20 protein-coding genes are annotated in these 15597 nt (G+C 58.9%); 11 read left to right on the top strand and 9 right to left on the bottom strand.

The window, feature by feature from the left end; all coding sequences use genetic code 11:
• The first annotated feature begins 61 nt into the window (after nucleotides 1–61).
• From Q8K08_RS14305 to Q8K08_RS14315, 3 genes are read left to right on the top strand one after another with little or no spacing between them, the layout of a single operon-like run.
• A complete protein-coding gene (locus Q8K08_RS14305) occupies nucleotides 62–1036 on the top strand; it encodes an SIS domain-containing protein (RefSeq protein WP_304800328.1) in 975 nt (324 codons plus the stop codon).
• A 4-nt stretch (nucleotides 1037–1040) separates the two neighbouring features.
• Entirely contained in the window at nucleotides 1041–1871 is an 831-nt protein-coding gene (gene kdsA / locus Q8K08_RS14310) for a 3-deoxy-8-phosphooctulonate synthase (protein WP_305250493.1), read from the top strand.
• A 2-nt stretch (nucleotides 1872–1873) separates the two neighbouring features.
• On the top strand, nucleotides 1874–2677 hold the full coding sequence (locus tag Q8K08_RS14315) for a 3-deoxy-manno-octulosonate cytidylyltransferase (RefSeq protein ID WP_304800324.1): 804 nt from the start codon (nucleotides 1874–1876) through the stop codon (nucleotides 2675–2677).
• Nucleotides 2678–2732: 55 nt separating this feature from the next.
• Here the strand turns inward: Q8K08_RS14315 and Q8K08_RS14320 are convergent, their stop codons facing one another.
• On the bottom strand, nucleotides 2733–2987 hold the full coding sequence (locus tag Q8K08_RS14320; RefSeq protein WP_304800322.1) for an EF-hand domain-containing protein: 255 nt from the start codon (nucleotides 2985–2987) through the stop codon (nucleotides 2733–2735).
• A gap of 263 nt (nucleotides 2988–3250) precedes the next feature.
• On the opposite strand from Q8K08_RS14320, the gene Q8K08_RS14325 reads away from it, so the two are divergent.
• A complete protein-coding gene (locus Q8K08_RS14325; protein ID WP_304800320.1) occupies nucleotides 3251–3484 on the top strand; it encodes a sulfurtransferase TusA family protein in 234 nt (77 codons plus the stop codon).
• On the opposite strand, the gene Q8K08_RS14330 is transcribed toward Q8K08_RS14325, so the two are convergent.
• Together Q8K08_RS14330 and mobA are read right to left on the bottom strand one after the other, a co-directional pair.
• On the bottom strand, nucleotides 3476–4393 hold the full coding sequence (locus Q8K08_RS14330; RefSeq protein WP_305250494.1) for a molybdopterin guanine dinucleotide synthesis: 918 nt from the start codon (nucleotides 4391–4393) through the stop codon (nucleotides 3476–3478). The genes Q8K08_RS14325 and Q8K08_RS14330 overlap by 9 nt on opposite strands.
• The gene (mobA, locus tag Q8K08_RS14335; protein ID WP_305250495.1) at nucleotides 4326–4940 is read right to left on the bottom strand and encodes a molybdenum cofactor guanylyltransferase MobA; all 615 of its coding nucleotides are present in this window, start codon (nucleotides 4938–4940) and stop codon (nucleotides 4326–4328) included. The genes Q8K08_RS14330 and mobA overlap by 68 nt, the downstream gene beginning before the upstream one ends.
• 79 nt (nucleotides 4941–5019) lie before the next feature.
• Here mobA and Q8K08_RS14340 point away from each other — a divergent pair, with 79 nt between their 5' ends.
• Nucleotides 5020–5538: a DUF2478 domain-containing protein gene (locus Q8K08_RS14340; protein WP_305250496.1), complete on the top strand. Its 519-nt coding sequence runs from the start codon at nucleotides 5020–5022 to the stop codon at nucleotides 5536–5538.
• Between the two features lie 28 nt (nucleotides 5539–5566).
• On the opposite strand, the gene Q8K08_RS14345 is transcribed toward Q8K08_RS14340, so the two are convergent.
• From Q8K08_RS14345 to fliL, 5 genes are all read right to left on the bottom strand, one after another.
• Nucleotides 5567–7753, bottom strand: a complete 2187-nt coding sequence (locus tag Q8K08_RS14345; protein WP_305250497.1) for a hypothetical protein — start codon at nucleotides 7751–7753, stop codon at nucleotides 5567–5569.
• Nucleotides 7750–8619: a flagellar motor stator protein MotA gene (gene motA / locus Q8K08_RS14350; RefSeq protein ID WP_304798933.1), complete on the bottom strand. Its 870-nt coding sequence runs from the start codon at nucleotides 8617–8619 to the stop codon at nucleotides 7750–7752. Before motA ends, Q8K08_RS14345 begins: the two co-directional genes overlap by 4 nt.
• A 62-nt stretch (nucleotides 8620–8681) precedes the next feature.
• Complete coding sequence (locus Q8K08_RS14355; protein ID WP_304798935.1) at nucleotides 8682–9251, bottom strand: MotE family protein; 570 nt, start codon at nucleotides 9249–9251, stop codon at nucleotides 8682–8684.
• A complete protein-coding gene (locus Q8K08_RS14360; protein WP_304798937.1) occupies nucleotides 9248–9628 on the bottom strand; it encodes a hypothetical protein in 381 nt (126 codons plus the stop codon). Before Q8K08_RS14360 ends, Q8K08_RS14355 begins: the two co-directional genes overlap by 4 nt.
• Nucleotides 9629–9639: 11 nt before the next feature.
• Entirely contained in the window at nucleotides 9640–10122 is a 483-nt protein-coding gene (gene fliL, locus Q8K08_RS14365; RefSeq protein ID WP_304798939.1) for a flagellar basal body-associated protein FliL, read from the bottom strand.
• Between the two features lie 121 nt (nucleotides 10123–10243).
• Here fliL and fliF point away from each other — a divergent pair, with 121 nt between their 5' ends.
• From fliF to fliP, 4 genes are read left to right on the top strand one after another with little or no spacing between them, the layout of a single operon-like run.
• Nucleotides 10244–11851 (top strand): flagellar basal-body MS-ring/collar protein FliF, encoded by a 1608-nt coding sequence (fliF, locus tag Q8K08_RS14370; RefSeq protein WP_304798941.1) that lies wholly within the window; start codon nucleotides 10244–10246, stop codon nucleotides 11849–11851.
• Entirely contained in the window at nucleotides 11851–12450 is a 600-nt protein-coding gene (locus Q8K08_RS14375) for a flagellar biosynthesis protein (protein WP_304798943.1), read from the top strand. The genes fliF and Q8K08_RS14375 overlap by 1 nt, the downstream gene beginning before the upstream one ends.
• Nucleotides 12443–12712 (top strand): FliM/FliN family flagellar motor switch protein, encoded by a 270-nt coding sequence (locus Q8K08_RS14380; RefSeq protein WP_304798945.1) that lies wholly within the window; start codon nucleotides 12443–12445, stop codon nucleotides 12710–12712. Before Q8K08_RS14375 ends, Q8K08_RS14380 begins: the two co-directional genes overlap by 8 nt.
• Nucleotides 12713–12722: 10 nt before the next feature.
• Complete coding sequence (gene fliP, locus Q8K08_RS14385) at nucleotides 12723–13448, top strand: flagellar type III secretion system pore protein FliP (RefSeq protein ID WP_304798947.1); 726 nt, start codon at nucleotides 12723–12725, stop codon at nucleotides 13446–13448.
• 5 nt (nucleotides 13449–13453) lie between these two features.
• Here fliP and Q8K08_RS14390 read toward each other — a convergent pair whose 3' ends face one another.
• Nucleotides 13454–13993 carry a TlpA disulfide reductase family protein gene (locus Q8K08_RS14390; RefSeq protein ID WP_305250500.1) on the bottom strand — a complete coding sequence of 180 codons (540 nt, stop codon included), beginning with the start codon at nucleotides 13991–13993 and terminating at the stop codon, nucleotides 13454–13456.
• Between the two features lie 22 nt (nucleotides 13994–14015).
• Here Q8K08_RS14390 and argH point away from each other — a divergent pair, with 22 nt between their 5' ends.
• Both argH and Q8K08_RS14400 read left to right on the top strand, forming a co-directional pair.
• A complete protein-coding gene (gene argH, locus Q8K08_RS14395) occupies nucleotides 14016–15419 on the top strand; it encodes an argininosuccinate lyase (protein WP_304798951.1) in 1404 nt (467 codons plus the stop codon).
• On the top strand, nucleotides 15416–15547 hold the full coding sequence (locus Q8K08_RS14400; RefSeq protein WP_304798953.1) for a hypothetical protein: 132 nt from the start codon (nucleotides 15416–15418) through the stop codon (nucleotides 15545–15547). The genes argH and Q8K08_RS14400 overlap by 4 nt, the downstream gene beginning before the upstream one ends.
• Nucleotides 15548–15597 lie beyond the last annotated feature (50 nt).

The following is a 15597-nucleotide window of genomic DNA, read 5'->3' on the forward strand; positions in this document are numbered from 1 at the left end:
GCTTCTGGACAGGCGGGGCCTTGCGTGGCACTACAGGCGCGACCCAAGGAAGGCCCACCCGATGGCTGACAGCACACCGAACGCATTGACCCCGGACGCACATCGCCGCGCCGCGACACGTGTGCTGCAGATTGAGGGCGAGGCGTTGTTGACGCTGGCGCAGGCGTTGCCCGGCGATTTCGCCGGGGCTGTCGCAGCGCTGCTGGATATGCGGGGCCGGGCGGTGCTGTCGGGCATTGGTAAATCAGGTCATGTGGCGCGCAAGATCGCGGCCACTCTTGCCTCAACCGGTACGCCATCGCTGTTCGTGCATCCGGCCGAGGCGAGCCATGGCGACCTTGGCATGGTGATGCCGGGTGATATCTGCATCCTTTTGTCAAACAGCGGTGAGACGTCGGAACTGCGGGATATGATCTCGCATTGCGCGCGCTTTGACATTCCGCTGATCGGCCTGTCGCGTGACCCAGAAAGCACGCTGATGCGGGCGGCAGATTTTCGGCTGACAATTCCCGATCTGGCTGAGGCTTGCGCCATTGGCATGGCCCCGACCACATCGACCACGCTGATGATGGGCTTGGGCGATGCCCTGGCCGTGGCCTTGATGGAGGCGCGGCGGTTTGAGGCTGAACAGTTCCGCACCTATCACCCCGGCGGCAAGCTGGGTGCGCAACTGACGCTGGTGCGGCAGGTGATGCATGCAGAAGTGCCCTTGGTGCCGCTGGGCGCGCCGATGCAAGAGGTGGTGCGGGCGATGACGGCGGGTGGTCTGGGGGTGACCGGGGTGGTCGATGCCCAAGGGCTTTTGGCGGGCGTGGTGACTGACGGCGATTTGCGGCGCAATATTGTTGGGTTGCTGGACCGGGAGGCGGGCGATGTCGCCTCGCGCAGCCCTAAAACCGTGGCCCCGCAGACCCTTGCCGCCGAGGCATTGGCGATTGTGAACAAGTTGAAGATCTCCGTGCTGTTTGTCTGCGAAGACGGGCGGCCTGTGGGAATCGTGCATCTGCATGATCTTTTGCGCATTGGCGTGATGTGAGGGAATGATGGACCAGAAAACCGTAACTGTGGGCGACATTGCCATCGGGGGTGCGGCACCGATTGCGCTGATCTCTGGCCCTTGCCAGTTGGAAAGCCATGCTCATGCCCGCATGATCTGCGAAGGCCTGCTGGAGGCGTGCGCGCCCACCGGCACCAAATTCATTTTCAAGGCCAGTTATGACAAGGCCAACCGGTCGTCGTTGGCTACCAACCGGGGTTTGGGGGTTGAGGCGGGCTTGCGCATTCTGTCGGATATTCGCGCCGAATATGGCGTGCCGGTGCTGACTGATGTGCATGAGGCGGGCCATTGCGCAATCGCAGCGCAGGCAGTGGATGTGTTGCAGATTCCGGCGTTTTTGTGCCGCCAGACCGATCTGTTGCTGGCGGCGGGGGAAACCGGGTTGGCCATCAACATCAAAAAGGGGCAGTTTCTGGCGCCTTGGGATATGAAAAACGTGGCCGCTAAGGTTGAGAGCACCGGAAACCGGCGGATCATGCTGTGCGAGCGGGGCACGTCGTTTGGCTACAACACGCTTGTGACCGATTTCCGGGGCCTGCCGACCATGGCCGAAACCGGATGGCCAGTGGTGTTCGATGCCACCCATTCGGTGCAGCAACCCGGCGGGCTGGGTGGCAGTTCGGGTGGGCAGCGGCAGTTCGCGCCGGTGCTGGCGCGGGCGGCCTGTGCAGTGGGGGTGTCGGCGCTGTTTATCGAAACTCATGAAGACCCCGACAACGCCCCAAGCGACGGGCCGAACATGATACATCTGTATGATATGAAGGCGCTGATAGGCACGCTTTGCGCCTTTGACCGTTTGACAAAGGGGCTGTGACCATGGACGCTTGCATCGTTATTCCAGCCCGTTTTGCCAGCACCCGTTACCCCGGAAAACCGCTTGTGGCGCTGACTGGGGCCAAGGGCGTCGCGCGCAGCCTGATCGAACGCTCGGTCATGGCGGGGAGGGCGGCCTCTTGCGGCCAGATCCCGATATACGTGGCCACCGATGATGACCGCATTGCCGATGAGGCGCGGCGTATCGGGGCGGATGTGATCATGACCTCGGATCAATGCCGCAATGGCACCGAACGGGTGGCCGAAGCGGTGGCTGCAGCCGGGATCACGGCTGATATCGTAGTGAACCTGCAAGGCGACGCGCCACTGACGCCCGCGCATTTCGTCACCGCTCTGATTGATGCGATGCGCGCCGACCCCGAGTGCGGCATGGCCACGCCGTTCCTGCGCTGCGACCCGGAGACTGTCGAAAACCTGCTGATGGACCGTCGCGCTGGCCGGGTTGGGGCAACGACGGTTGTGGCTGACCGGGGGGGGCGCGCGCTGTATTTCTCCAAGGAGGTGATCCCTTTCACCAACGGACGCGGCATTGTGAACGGCAAGGTGCCGGTGTTCCACCATGTTGGCGTCTATGCTTATCGCCCTGCCGCTCTGGCCGCCTACCAAAGCTGGGAGCCGGGGCCGCTGGAGGGTCTGGAAGGGCTGGAGCAGTTGCGGTTTTTGGAAAATGGCTATCCGATCAGGATGGTCGAGGTTTCTGCCCCCGGCGCGGTGTTCTGGGAGTTGAACAACCCAAGTGATGTGCCGCTGATTGAGGGTTATCTGGCGCGGATGGGCTGGGATTAACTTTGCGAGAAGAGGGCCGTTTCCGACCCTCCCCCGAATAAGCTTTTTGCAATCATTACTCGTCAGGCAGGGTCACTGTTCCTGCCTCTACCGCTGCGGTCAGTTCGTCCTGATCGACCGCGCCATCACCATTGGCATCAATGACCACAAAGATATCTTCCGTCAGATCCGGCAAGAGCACTTGAAGTTCGGCCAAAGACCATGCGCCGGATCCATCGGTGTCAGGGATCTCGGGCAAGGTTGTTTGTGCAACGGCGGCGGTCAGACCAAGGCCTATTGCAGGGGCCAGAAGAAGGGCAAGGTGTTTCATGGTGTCGTCCTTTATCACTCTGGCAGGGGCTGAACTGCCCCGGCACCGAGAGAGGTATGAGGGGTGGGGAAAAAATTCCATACTTGCCGAACTTGTTGGTTTAACAGAGGCGCCATGCCGCCAAAGGGGCGATTATTTGGAACAGTATTCCGCCCATGCAGTTTTGTGCGGCAGATTTCTGCAGCGTCAAGCAAGGTCGTTGCGCGGATTTCCGGCAATTCAGGCCGGTGGACAGAGTACCAGACCTGACCTATGTGCAGAGAATGAATTGGGATGAAGAGATTGATGCTGCCGGGCTGTTGTGCCCGCTGCCGGTGCTCAAGGCGCGCAAACGTCTGCTGGGCATGGCGCCGGGCCAGGTGCTGCGCGTTTTGGCGACAGATCCCGCCTCAGTCATCGACATGCCGCATTTTTGCGGCCAATCTGGCCATACGCTGTTGGCGACTGATCAGACCGGCGATCTGCACGTCTTTCTGATCCGCAAAGGGTCAGCCTAGCGCGGCCTGCAATACCCTACTTTGACCCGCGCCCAATATCCAGCCTTCCTCTGGCTGGGCATCCGGGGCTGTCAGCAAGCGTTCTCTGTCGTTTGGCGTCAGCCGGAACAGCGATGTCGCCAAAAGCCGGACCTGCGCCTCATCCGGGACCATGCAGGTGTCGGCGCAGTGGCGGCGGACAGCATCAGCCAGTAGCGACGGGTAAACTTCGGCAAACACAATCGGGGTGGTTGGTGGGTCGAATGGCCAGACTGAAACCTGACCTGCGAAATGCTGTCGCAAGCGTTCCAGCACGGGCAGGCCGGTCAGCACCTGTGCGCCGACCGCGCCCGCCCCCGCTAGTTGCCACACCGGCTTTGGCGAAGATCCCGGCCCGCGCGCTGCAAGGTCGGTGACGCGGTGCGTTGCCAGACCGGGCGGAAGGGCGGGTTTCAGACGGGGTAGGTCATTGATTTGCACCTTCTCGCCATTGCCCCAGAACGGACCGTCCCCGGAAAAATGGCGGTTCATCTGGGCCGCGATGTCTCTGTAATTGCTGACATTCTCTGGTGTGTCCTTGATGCGCTCGGTCAGCCAGCCCCACCACGCCAAGGCGGTCGTCTGCCCGGTAAGCTGGGGGATGAAACCAGTTGGCGCGCCAAAGGCAAAATCCGCCCCCAGAAGGAGCCGATGTTTTTTCTCAATCGCGTCGTTGATAAGCTTGGCAAGTGCGATTTCGGCAGTGTACCTGGTGGCAAAATTCGATGCTGCGCAGCCAAAGGCCGAGGCAACAGCCAGCCAGATCGAATCCTTTCCACGCTTTGGCCCCTTGGCGGCTGACCAGTCCAGGATCGCGATACGGTCAAAGATCATGGCGTAGGCGCGCGACGGCCAGATCGTCAGGGGTGTTGATGTTGAAGAACGGGTCATCAACCGTGTCGAACAGTGCCGGCCTTGCCCCGTGTTGAAGTGCCCAACTGATCACTTTGCGCTGGCCAGCCAAAAGATCGCGGCGCAGCGAATGGCGCAAACTGACCGGCCATAGACCAAAGGTGGGATGCCAGTCGGGGGCATCTCCGGTCGCTGCAAGGCTGAACCCTGCAGGCCCATCTGCCTGTTGAAGGCGCAAAATCAGATCGGCGGGAAAGAACGGCGTGTCAGCGGCGACCGTGACAACCCTGTGTGCGCCCAGAGCAAAGGCCCAGTCCATTGCAGCCAATACGCCAGCCAATGGGCCGGGAAATCCGGGCAGTGGGTCGGGCAATACTGGCAGACCAAAGCCGGCAAAGCGTGTCGCATCGCCGTTCGCGTTGATTGCCAAACGACCTGCCTGCGGCATCATACGGGCAATCACATGCTCGATCATGCTTTTGTCGCCGAGCAATCGCAGCCCTTTGTCTTCACCACCCATTCGTTGTGAACGCCCGCCCGCCAGAATGACGCCCGGTGGTCTGGCCTCTTGCATTATTGGTTCCATTGCAATGCTGCGCTTTCGCGATGTGATGCCATCATGTAAGCATGGTCCGCAGGTTTCAATGGGTGGAGTGTAGGACAATATGCTGGCATTTGTATCTGCACCCGACCGGGGGGAGGGCGATCTGCTTCTCACCCATGTGGCGCGGCGACTTATGATCGCAGGAATTGCGGTGGGCGGCGTGGTGCAGGTCAATACAGAGGTTGATCCCGACCGCCCGTGTCAGATGGATCTGCGACTGCTGACCGATGATAGTCTATTTCGGATCAGCCAAAGCCTTGGTCTCAATTCGACCGGTTGCCGATTGGACAGCTCAGGGCTAGAGGAGGTAGTCGGTCGGGTTAGCGCAGCCGTGTTGGCTTCACCGCCGCAAATCTTGATACTGAACAAATTTGGCAAGCAAGAGGCCGAAGGGCGCGGGTTTCGGTCAGTGATCGGTCAGGCAGTGGTGTCGGGAGTGCCGGTCCTGACAAGCGTTTCCGCCAAAAACCTCAAGGCATTTGAACTTTTCACGGGTGGAGCAGCCACTGCGCTGGGGCAGGATGAAGATGCTGTCATTGCATGGTGCATGTCAGGTTTTTCGGCGGCAAGACAGCTTTAGCAGTGGACAGGTCGGGCTGTGCGCCCTTTCATGGTGGTGTCATCGCAGAGACCATCGGTGCCGTTTGCAAAAGTGCTGCGATGGCTTCTCGGGTAGCTTTGCTTTGGCCCAACTGCGCTAAGCTGGCTTGCAAAGGCGGTGCGCTGGCCTGTGTTTCATCAGTCCCGATCAAGTTAGCAACTGTACCCCAGGGTTCCGCAGGCGAGTTTTCGTCTGCTTCTGCCGCGGAGTTCGATGGGGTTGGCCAGTTGCGTGCCCAACGCTGCGCCCGAATTGCGCCTTCCCTGTCGCCTGCCGCCTGATAGGTCGAGGCAGCCGAGTCGTAATCCCCAAGGGCGGCGTAAGAGGCGGCGACCAGATCGGGATCGGCATCTGGCAACTGAGTGGCAAGGGCGCGCAAAGCAGAGCGCGCATCGCCATTGGCCAAGGCGATCCGGGCCGCAAGGTCCGCGCCAATATCGTCGGACTGCGCCCAGTCTGATGCGGCATTGGGCAGACCAGTATCAAGCAACCGTTTTGCAATCATGGTCCGGGTCGCCAAAGGAAGCGTCGCGCGTCGCAGAGGATCCAAACCAACGGCAAAGGTCAGCAGTTGCGACTCGGCCCCCATTTCGCCAAGCAACATCCAGACATCCTGTTCCAGAACGGCCGTACCCTCTGCCCGGGAAAATGCATTTTTGAAATCCCCCGCCAAAGCGGCGCCATGGCTTAGCGCTCGGTCAAGCTGTGGCTTGAACGTACCGCTGCCATTCTCAAATGCAAAGGCCTCTAGTGTCAGAATATCATTTCCTTCTAATGGTTTGCGCTGTTGAAATCTTGCCTCAACCAATGTCAACAAGGCGGCCATTGCAGTTTCGCCCGACGCCGTGGTAGGTAGCGCCGCTTCAGCAGCAATCGGGCTACCGCTGTACAGGGCCTGATCTGCTGTCAGGAGACTGACAGTCGGATCACCCACTGGTACCGCCCGCTCGAAAGACTGCCTGACTACTTCTGCATTCGCGCTGTCGCCTGATCTTTGCAATCGTTTTGCAACCTCAGAGCCGAACAGGGAGCGAAGATGTGGAGGAAGCGACAGGAAGGTCCGACTCGCAGCCACGCCGTTTACATGGAACAGCGTTTTGTCGTCCGGTGCGGCCAACAGGGCCCATAGTGCCACAGCGGTATCACAGCTTTGCATGGCGTCGAACGGATTTTCCGGCGGTCGTTCACTATCAACGAGATAAGACAGGCCGATCCGAAGTGGGTCCGCTTGTCCGGCAGGCAAGAACCTGGTCAAGAGCAGCCGTGCCTCAGCACCAAAGCCGAAATAAAGGTGCGTATCCACCGCGTGCAGGACCATTTTCGGTTCCGGTACGTCAAATTCCGTCAACAACGCAGATCGTGCTTGGGCGAGTTCAGATCCCGGGTTGTCGGTTGCCGCCCATGGTCCGGCAGTGAGGTCAGCGGCCTTCGGGCACACCTCTCCCCGAACCATCAGGTCAGGTCGAGCACCTTCTTTCGTTGAAATTTCAATGCCTGGCAGTTCATTTAACGCCACACGTGCATTTTCGGGCAGAGTATCGGCGGACGAGGCAATCGTGGGGGAAGGCCGTTCCATTTCGACCACGCCCTGCGTTGCACCGCGCCCGACTTCATCAATCAACATGCTGCGAAAGTCCTCCAACCGCAGGTCATTTTCCATTCCCGTCTTGGCAGCAGTTAGGTCTGCCGCTGCTTGCGCCTGTGCTGGTCCGGCTTGGGCCAACCAATCATATGTCTGATCAGACTTGGTCGCCTTGCGAGGGCGAGGCCGCTGTGCAGCTTGAATCGGGGGGGCCTTTGTTCCGTCTGCCAGTGCGAGTTCAAAGCTGGACCCTTCAGGGGGCCGCCCAGCCCTTATGTCGACCACAAGAATTTTTGGCGTCAGTTCAAACGGAATGGCATGGCATTCACAATCTATCCCAAGCAACAATGCTCCGCTTTCCGGGTCAGCCCAGACCGAGCGAAGCCGGTCCTTGCTGATCTTTTGATAAATAGAGGAGACATCATAAGATAAAGTTGGTCCGGTAATCTGTAAACCATAGCCCGCTGGGGTACGACCAAGAGTCCAATCAACCGGTGTTGGAAAGATAAACACAAGCCGTGTAAACGTGCCGTGCTCACCCGATCTGACCGATACGCTTTGCGCTTGGGCTGGTCCGGCAAGGAAAATCAGCAAAACGAGTAGCAGTTTCATGCTGCCTCCTGTTTCAGGCCGCGCAGTGCTTCTTCCAGATCGCCAAAGCTGGGGCGAACAGAATGAGGTGTGTTCTGGCGGCCAACTTCGATACAGATGTTTGCCGGGTGGTTGTGCAGATTTGCGATCAGAACTTCACGAATCAATTGGTAAAAGTGGGCGTCTTCATCGACAACTGCTTTGACGCGACTTGCAAAGGGCCCGACTAGTCCATAGGCTAAAAAGACGCCCAAGAAAGTTCCGACCAAGGCACCGCCAATCATTTTTCCAAGAATCTCAGGTGGTTGATCAATGGATGCCATTGTCTTGATCACACCCAAAACAGCGGCAACAATTCCCAGCGCAGGCAGAGCATCTGCCATGGATTGAAGCGCATGGCTGGAGTGGAGGGCGTGGTGCTGGTTTGCCTCCATCCTTTTGTCGAGAACTTCTTCGACCTGATGCGGGTCGTCATAGTTCATAGAAGCTGCGCGAAATGTATCGCAGATCAGCTCAACCGTTTCATGGTCTTTCTGAATTTTCGGATACCTTCCGAAGATCGTGGATGTGCTGGGGTTCTCAACATGCTCCTCCAGTCCGACCGGGTTTGAACGGGACAGACGGATCAGCTCAAACAGCAGGCACAACAGGTCGCGGTAGTCAGCCGGTTTCCAATGGGCCCCCTTAAAGACTTTGCTGATGTCTTTTGCAGTGTGCTTCACCACTGAAATATCATTCGAAATCAGAAAGGCGCCGATTGCAGCTCCCCCGATCATCATTATTTCAAAGGGGAGCGCTTTCAGGATGATCCCCATTTTGCCGCCCGCCAGCATGTAGCCGCCGAACACCATCAAAAAGATCACGCCAATGCCAATGAACCCAAACATCCGGTTCCAATCCTGTTTCTGCTATGCCCGATTATCGCACCCAAGGGTAAAGAAAGGCTGATCTACTCTTTGGGGGCCGTCGCATTGCGCCCTGCAATCAAAACGCTGATCGTGTAGGCTGTTTCGGGTTTCATCCCCGCCAGAATGGCGGCCGCGGCATCTGGGCGCATCCGGCCCAGAAATCCGGCGGCAAATTCTTGCGCCATGGTTTCAAAAATGGCTGCTGCCTCGGCAGGCTTCATGGCCTCATATACAGCGGTGAGGCGTTGCAGATCCTTTTCCGCCGCGCCATCCGCTATCGCGAGCGTATCGCGCAGGCTTTGTTCTGTCGTTTCCAGCTCAGCCAGCCGGGCGGTGAGTGCAGCATCGGCAAGCGACAGGGCGGCGAATCGATCCTGCAACGCTGCCTCACGCGCGGTGAGTGTTGCATCACGGTCCCGCAGCGCCTGAACCAAAGCAGCTGGAGGCTCTGGGCATTGGGTTGGCTCTGCGCTTTGCGAGGGCGAATCGCTGGTCTGAAGCGCCAATGCTGCACCAATACCATGGCCAAGGCGCAACGCACCCGAGGCCGCAAGAATCAAGGCAAGCAACGCAAGGGTTCCGCGTCCGACCAAAACATTGCGCATCTTCATTCTGCAACCCTCAGCCCCGTACGATCCGGGCGACGGCGGACAAAACGAAGCCGCCGGTCGTCGTGGGTTTCATCGTCTTCCGGTACTGGGGGCTCGGGTAAATCGTGCAATGAAGCCAGTATCAGATCCAGCCGGGCGGCTGCGGATTCTGCCCTGCGCACCTGATCTTCCAGCCCAGAGAATGAAGTCTGCGCCGATCTGCGCGCGCCTTCCAAAGCCTTGGTCATATCGTCAACCTGTGCTGAAAGCACCGCAATGGCTCCCCCCATCCCGGTTTCCAATGTGGTGAACCGTTTAAGTCGGCGCGACAGAACAAGGCAGTAAACCGCAGCCGAAAAGGCACCGGCTGCAAGTAGAAAATCAGCGATCAGGTTCATCGCGTTCCCCTTCAGTTCAGGACAAATTCAGAAATAAGCAGATCGCGCACCCGGTCTTGGCCGGTCACAATCTGGATTCGGCGCAGCATCTGTGCCTTTAGCCGCATCAGAGCTGCGGGATCTTCAAGCTGCACCAGTTCCACCGCACGCAAATAGCTGTTGAGAACATCAGAAATGCGCGGCAGCAAAAGCCGCACTTCTGCAACATGGGGTGACTCGACTTCCAGTTGCGACGCGAATCGCAGGTGCTTTGCCCGCGACTGCGGCCCGAGGCTAATCGTGATGGGATCGACCGGAATAAATGCGATGTCAGGAAGGCCCTTCGCACCGGCCCCGGTTGGTGCATGCCCATCCGACGCAGCAAGGATAAGCCCGGAATAGGTGGCGTAAAAGCCGCCACCGCCCAAAGCCAAGGCTCCGATCAGCCCTATCAAAAGGGGTAGCTTGCTTTTCTTTTTGGGTGGTTCTTCGGTCTTTGTGTCAGCTTGTGTCATCGCGTGCTCGCATTTCTTCTGCAAGATCGAAAATAGAACAAAGGTCACTAACCGATTGTTAAGCCGCGTCCTTCATTGATCAGTCCAGCGCAGGCAGAGGTCTGCAAGACGGAGGACTGGTGTGAATAATCTCGTTTCCTTGTGGCAAGGGCTGACGCTGGCCAAACGGGTTGTACTGGTGGTGGCGACCGTCGGGATGTTTTTATCGGTGCTGGCTTTGGCGCGGATAGGGCAGTCCGGAGGGCAGAGCTTGCTTTACGCCGGGCTGAACGGGCGGACGGCTGGCGATGTGATCACGGCTCTGGATCAGGCAGGCGTCGCCTATGAGGTGCGGGGCGAATCAATTTATGTGCCAACTGCGTTGCGCGATGGGTTGCGGATGCAACTGGCTGCCCAGGGTTTGCCTGCCTCTGGCGGGGCCGGGTATGAACTTTTGGATGGTTTGTCGGGTTTTGGCACGACCTCGCAGATGTTTGACGCGGCCTATTGGCGCGCAAATGAGGGTGAACTTGCCCGCACCATCCTTGCCATGCCGCAAATCCGGGCTGCGCGGGTGCATATCGCGCAGGGCAATAAAAGCGGATTTCTGCGAGATCAGACGCTTACAGCCAGTGTGACAGTGACGACTGCGGTGGGTTCATTGTCAGCCGAGCAAGCCAATGCGCTGCGCCATCTTGTGGCGAGTGCGACCGGCAATTTGAAGCCAGATGATGTGTCGGTGATTGATTCCGTGGCGGGATTGATCGCAGGGCACTCTGAAACTTCGGCATTGGCTTCGGGGGATGCCCGGGCGGTTGATATCAAACACAATGTCGAGCGTTTGCTGGCTGCCCGCGTCGGGCCGGGCCGGGCAGTTGTAGAGGTGTCGGTGGATATCGTGCGCGACCGCGAGGCGATCACAGAGCGCACATTCGATCCGCAAGCACGGGTTGCAATCTCATCAGATACCGAGCAACGCAGCGACACATCAAAGGATGGCCAAGCTGATGTAACCGTTGCCTCGAACTTGCCGGACGGCGATGGTGCGGGCGGCGCATCGGGTGAAAGCAAAAGCAACAGCAGCCGCGAACGCGTTAATTTCGAAGTGTCGCAAACCCAACGGGAGCTGCTGCGGGAGCCCGGCGCCATTCGCCGCCTGACTGTTGCGGTTCTGATCGATGGCCAGCAGGAATTGGCCGCCGATGGCACACGCACATGGCAAGCCCGGTCCGAGGCGGAACTCGCCGACCTGCGCGAGCTTGTCAGCTCAGCTGCGGGTCTGGATGAAGCGCGTGGCGATGTCCTGACCTTGAAATCGCTGGAATTTCAGATCGGCCCGACTGAAGGCGTTTTGGCGGAGGCGAGCTTTCTACCACAGTTCGGGCCGGTGGATGTAATGGCAGTCTTTCAGATCCTGGTGCTGAGTTTGGTCAGTCTTGTGCTTGGATTGTTTGTCCTGCGGCCACTTCTGACCCAGCGTATGACAGAGCCTGCGTTGACGGGCATGGCGGGCGGCGGGCTCACCCTGCCTGGTCCGGTTGACATGGATGTATCCAGGGGTCTGACAGGCGAAATTTCTGAAGGCTTTGATTTGCCGGATCTGCCTCTCGTGAGCTTTGACGACACAGGCCTTTACAGTGAGCCAACCAATGATCCTGTAGCCCGGCTACGGCGCCTTATTGAGGAACGCCAAAGTGAGTCGGTGGAAATTCTGCGCAATTGGATGGAAAAAGAAGAGGAGCGCAGCTGATGCCCCCCCTGAAGCTTGAGGTTTTTGAGGCGCCCTCACGGCAGGGAGGCGATCAGACCGTCGTTATGGATGGCGCCGCAATTGAAGAAGCCCGATTGCAATCTTATGAGACTGGCTACGCTGCCGGATGGGAAGACGCGACAGTGGCAAGCCAGGATGAACAGACCCGGATCGGCTCTGAACTGGCCAATAACCTCCAACAGATGGCGTTCACGTTTCAGGAAGCCCGCACGCATGTCCTGAAATCTATTCAGCCAGTGCTGACCCAACTTTGTACGCAATTGCTTCCCCCGCTCGCGCAGGGTGTGCTGGCCCCGGTCGTGCTGGAAACCATCATGCCGCTGATCGATGATCTGGCTGAAACTCCGGTACATGTTGTCCTGAACCCCGCTGCCCGCCCGGCGGTGGAGCGGCTATTGTCTCAGGCTGCGGGCTTGCCATTGGTCATTGTCGAAGAACCGACGCTGGGTGAGGGCCAGGTCTATCTGCGGCTGGGCGACGTGGAGCATCGTGTTGATCTAGACCACGCAGTCGCTGCTCTGACCACTGCGGTGCATGATTTTTTTGAATATTCTGAAAAGGATGGCGCTGATGGATGATGCGACCGATACAAACCCTTTTGCTCAGATTCCCATAGAGATCACGATATCGGTCGGCAAAGCCCGCCCGCTCGTGCGGGATCTTTTGAAACTGGGGCAGGATGCGGTGTTGCCGTTGGATCGGCGGGTGGAAGATCCGGTCGAACTATACATCGGTGACCGCCTTATCGCGCGCGGCGAATTGCAGGAACTGGAGGGCGAACAGGCAGGGCAACTGGCAGTGCGGCTGATCGAAGTGGCCAATCTGCGTGGTGGATTGTAGGGGCGCGGTGGTGGCCTTCCGTCTTCTGGTCTTGCTGGGGCTTCTTTCGCTGGTCGCCGCACCGGCAACAGCGCAGGAGCTTTCCATTAACTTGGGCGATGGCGGGTCTCTGTCCGCTAGGTCTGTTCAATTGATCTTGCTGTTGACCGTATTGAGCCTTGCGCCGGGACTTGCGGTAATGGTGACCTGCTTTCCCTTTGTGGTGACGGTGCTGTCGATCCTGCGCCAGGCCATTGGGCTCCAACAGGCGCCACCCAATATGCTGATCGTCAGTCTGGCGCTGTTTCTGACGTGGTATGTGATGGATCCGGTCTTTACCACGGCCTGGGTAGACGGGCTTGGTCCTCTTAGCCGCGAAGAACTGGAATTGGGGCCTGCCATTACACGAACATTGGCACCCTTCCGCGAATTTATGGCGGCGCGACTGGACCCTGCAACATTTGCCCATCTGGCTGAATTGCGACCCGGCCCGATGCCCGCCGCCTTGCCCGATGCGCCGCTATCGGTGCTTGTCCCTGCCTTCATGCTAAGCGAGATCAAACTGGCCTTTGAAATCGGTTTTCTGGTGTTCCTGCCATTCCTGATCATCGATCTGGTGGTGGCGGCAGTGCTTATGTCGATGGGCATGATGATGGTGCCGCCCGCGATCGTCTCACTGCCCTTCAAACTGGCATTTTTTGTGGTCGCAGACGGGTGGAGCCTGATCGCGCAGGCCTTGGTCCGGTCGTATATGTAGCGAACTTACTGCGCTGAAAGCGCCGTAAGGATCGCCTTGGCGCTGTCGCTGTCCCATTCTGCGTCGCCAATCAGACGGGCCACTTCTTTGCCCTGAGGGTTCAGGATCAGCGTCACCGGCAGGGCCATCACGCTGGCCGACCGTGACAGTTGCGATTTCGGATCGCGCAGGATGGGCAGGTTGACGATACCGGCCTCGGTATAGAATTTCTGAATACCCGGCACGGCATTGCGACCCGTCGCTACCGGCACCACAGCAATGTCGGGCAAGGCCAATTGCAGACGGTCAAGTGAGGGCATTTCATGCCGACAGGGCGCACACCATGTGGCCCAGAAATTCAGGACAACCCATTTACCATGAAAGTCTGCAAGGGATTTCTGCTCGTCAGCTGCATCGAACAGGGCCACATCTGCCAGTGCGACAAGTGTAGAGTGCAGGGCGAGTTTTTTCATGTCGCCATCGCGCATGGCGGCGATGTCGGCGGCCACCGGATTTGCACCAAGCGCCAAGGCCGTATAAAGAACAGCCAGAGATTTCCGTAGCATCATCCCTCCGAAAGCCGCATCCATGACCGCACCCGCAGACCCAAAGACCGCCAACCAGATGTGGGGCGGGCGTTTCGCCGAAGGGCCGGACGCGATCATGACGGCGATCAATGCCTCGATCGGGTTCGACAAACGGCTTTACGCGCAGGATATTGCCGGGTCGCGTGCCCATGCGGCGATGCTTGCCACTACAGGTATTTTGACACCTAGCGATGCGGAGGCGATCGGGGAAGGCCTGCTCACCGTGTTGTCAGAGATTGAAACGGGAAACTTTCCGTTCCGCACCGATCTGGAAGACATTCACATGAATGTGGAGAACCGTTTGAAAGAGCTCATCGGTGCGCCGGCTGGGCGGTTGCACACGGCGCGGTCGCGCAATGACCAGGTGGCGGTCGATTTCCGCCTTTGGGTGCGCGACCAATGCGATGCGGCAATTGCGGGGCTGACGGCGCTGATGCAAACCTTTGTCGCGCAGGCTGAGGCGGGGGCCGATTGGGTGATGCCGGGCTTTACCCATCTGCAAACCGCGCAGCCGGTCACATGGGGGCATCACATGCTTGCCTATGTCGAGATGTTCGCCCGCGACCGCTCGCGCTTTGCAGATGCGCGGGCGCGGATGAACGAATGTCCGCTGGGTGCCGCGGCTTTGGCGGGGACGGGTTTTCCGATTGACCGGCACATGACGGCGCAGGCGTTGGGGTTTGATCGTCCAACAGCCAACAGCCTCGATTCGGTCAGCGACCGGGATTTCGCGCTGGAGTTTCTAGCGACCTCCAGCATTTGCGCGATGCATCTGAGCCGGTTTGCCGAAGAACTGGTGATCTGGTCCAGCGCCCAGTTCCGTTTTGTGCGGCTTTCGGACAAATGGACGACGGGCAGCAGTATCATGCCGCAGAAGAAAAATCCGGATGCGGCGGAATTGCTACGCGCCAAAATTGGGCGGATTCTGGGGGCAACGGTGGCGCTGTTCACGGTAATGAAGGGCCTACCGCTGACCTATTCAAAGGATATGCAGGAAGACAAGGAACAGGTCTTTGACGCCGCCGATACGCTGATGCTTGGCCTTGCTGCCATGACCGGGATGGTCGGCGACATGACCGCCAACCGCGTGGTTCTGACGCAGGCTGCGGCAAGCGGCTTTTCTACCGCAACTGATCTGGCCGACTGGCTTGTGCGCGAACTGGGCTTGCCATTCCGCGACGCGCATCATGTGACAGGCACGCTGGTGGCCTTGGCCGAGGCCGAGGGATGTGATTTGCCCGACCTGACACTAGAGCAGATGCAGGGCGTGCATGTGGGCATCCGAGAGGATGTATTTGATGTGTTGGGGGTCGAAAACTCGGTCCGCTCGCGGCAGTCTTATGGTGGCACCGCACCCGATCAGGTGCGCGCGCAGGTGGCGCGTTGGAAGGAGATTTTGGCATGATCCGATTCATCGGGGTGCTTTTGACAGTCGGTGTGCTTGCGGGTTGCGGAGCAGATGGCCCGCCAGAACGTCCATCTTCTGGCGTAAAAGTGACGGGTGATGCCCGGATCGGCGTCGTTCTGAACTGACGACTCTGGCCAAGACTGGTGCAGGCGCTAGCTGGTCGGTCGAGAAGGGG

Source organism: Pseudotabrizicola sp., from assembly GCF_030684215.1.
Taxonomy (GTDB): domain Bacteria; phylum Pseudomonadota; class Alphaproteobacteria; order Rhodobacterales; family Rhodobacteraceae; genus Pseudotabrizicola.

What these genes read in the sequence shown, in the direction of transcription:
- Q8K08_RS14320 (WP_304800322.1), bottom strand. Translation starts at nt 2,987, where the DNA reads ATGAAACACCTTGCCCTTCTTCTGGCCCCTGCAATAGGCCTTGGTCTG.
- Q8K08_RS14345 (WP_305250497.1), bottom strand. Translation starts at nt 7,753, where the DNA reads ATGAAACTGCTACTCGTTTTGCTGATTTTCCTTGCCGGACCAGCCCAA.
- Q8K08_RS14400 (WP_304798953.1), top strand. Translation starts at nt 15,416, where the DNA reads ATGATCCGATTCATCGGGGTGCTTTTGACAGTCGGTGTGCTTGCGGGT.
- Q8K08_RS14340 (WP_305250496.1), top strand. Translation starts at nt 5,020, where the DNA reads ATGCTGGCATTTGTATCTGCACCCGACCGGGGGGAGGGCGATCTGCTT.
- Q8K08_RS14390 (WP_305250500.1), bottom strand. Translation starts at nt 13,993, where the DNA reads ATGCTACGGAAATCTCTGGCTGTTCTTTATACGGCCTTGGCGCTTGGT.
- mobA (WP_305250495.1), bottom strand. Translation starts at nt 4,940, where the DNA reads ATGGAACCAATAATGCAAGAGGCCAGACCACCGGGCGTCATTCTGGCG.
- Q8K08_RS14315 (WP_304800324.1), top strand. Translation starts at nt 1,874, where the DNA reads ATGGACGCTTGCATCGTTATTCCAGCCCGTTTTGCCAGCACCCGTTAC.
- Q8K08_RS14360 (WP_304798937.1), bottom strand. Translation starts at nt 9,628, where the DNA reads ATGAACCTGATCGCTGATTTTCTACTTGCAGCCGGTGCCTTTTCGGCT.
- motA (WP_304798933.1), bottom strand. Translation starts at nt 8,619, where the DNA reads ATGTTTGGGTTCATTGGCATTGGCGTGATCTTTTTGATGGTGTTCGGC.
- Q8K08_RS14305 (WP_304800328.1), top strand. Translation starts at nt 62, where the DNA reads ATGGCTGACAGCACACCGAACGCATTGACCCCGGACGCACATCGCCGC.
- Q8K08_RS14325 (WP_304800320.1), top strand. Translation starts at nt 3,251, where the DNA reads ATGAATTGGGATGAAGAGATTGATGCTGCCGGGCTGTTGTGCCCGCTG.
- Q8K08_RS14355 (WP_304798935.1), bottom strand. Translation starts at nt 9,251, where the DNA reads ATGAAGATGCGCAATGTTTTGGTCGGACGCGGAACCCTTGCGTTGCTT.
- Q8K08_RS14380 (WP_304798945.1), top strand. Translation starts at nt 12,443, where the DNA reads ATGGATGATGCGACCGATACAAACCCTTTTGCTCAGATTCCCATAGAG.
- Q8K08_RS14330 (WP_305250494.1), bottom strand. Translation starts at nt 4,393, where the DNA reads ATGACCCGTTCTTCAACATCAACACCCCTGACGATCTGGCCGTCGCGC.
- fliL (WP_304798939.1), bottom strand. Translation starts at nt 10,122, where the DNA reads ATGACACAAGCTGACACAAAGACCGAAGAACCACCCAAAAAGAAAAGC.
- argH (WP_304798951.1), top strand. Translation starts at nt 14,016, where the DNA reads ATGACCGCACCCGCAGACCCAAAGACCGCCAACCAGATGTGGGGCGGG.
- Q8K08_RS14375 (WP_304798943.1), top strand. Translation starts at nt 11,851, where the DNA reads ATGCCCCCCCTGAAGCTTGAGGTTTTTGAGGCGCCCTCACGGCAGGGA.
- kdsA (WP_305250493.1), top strand. Translation starts at nt 1,041, where the DNA reads ATGATGGACCAGAAAACCGTAACTGTGGGCGACATTGCCATCGGGGGT.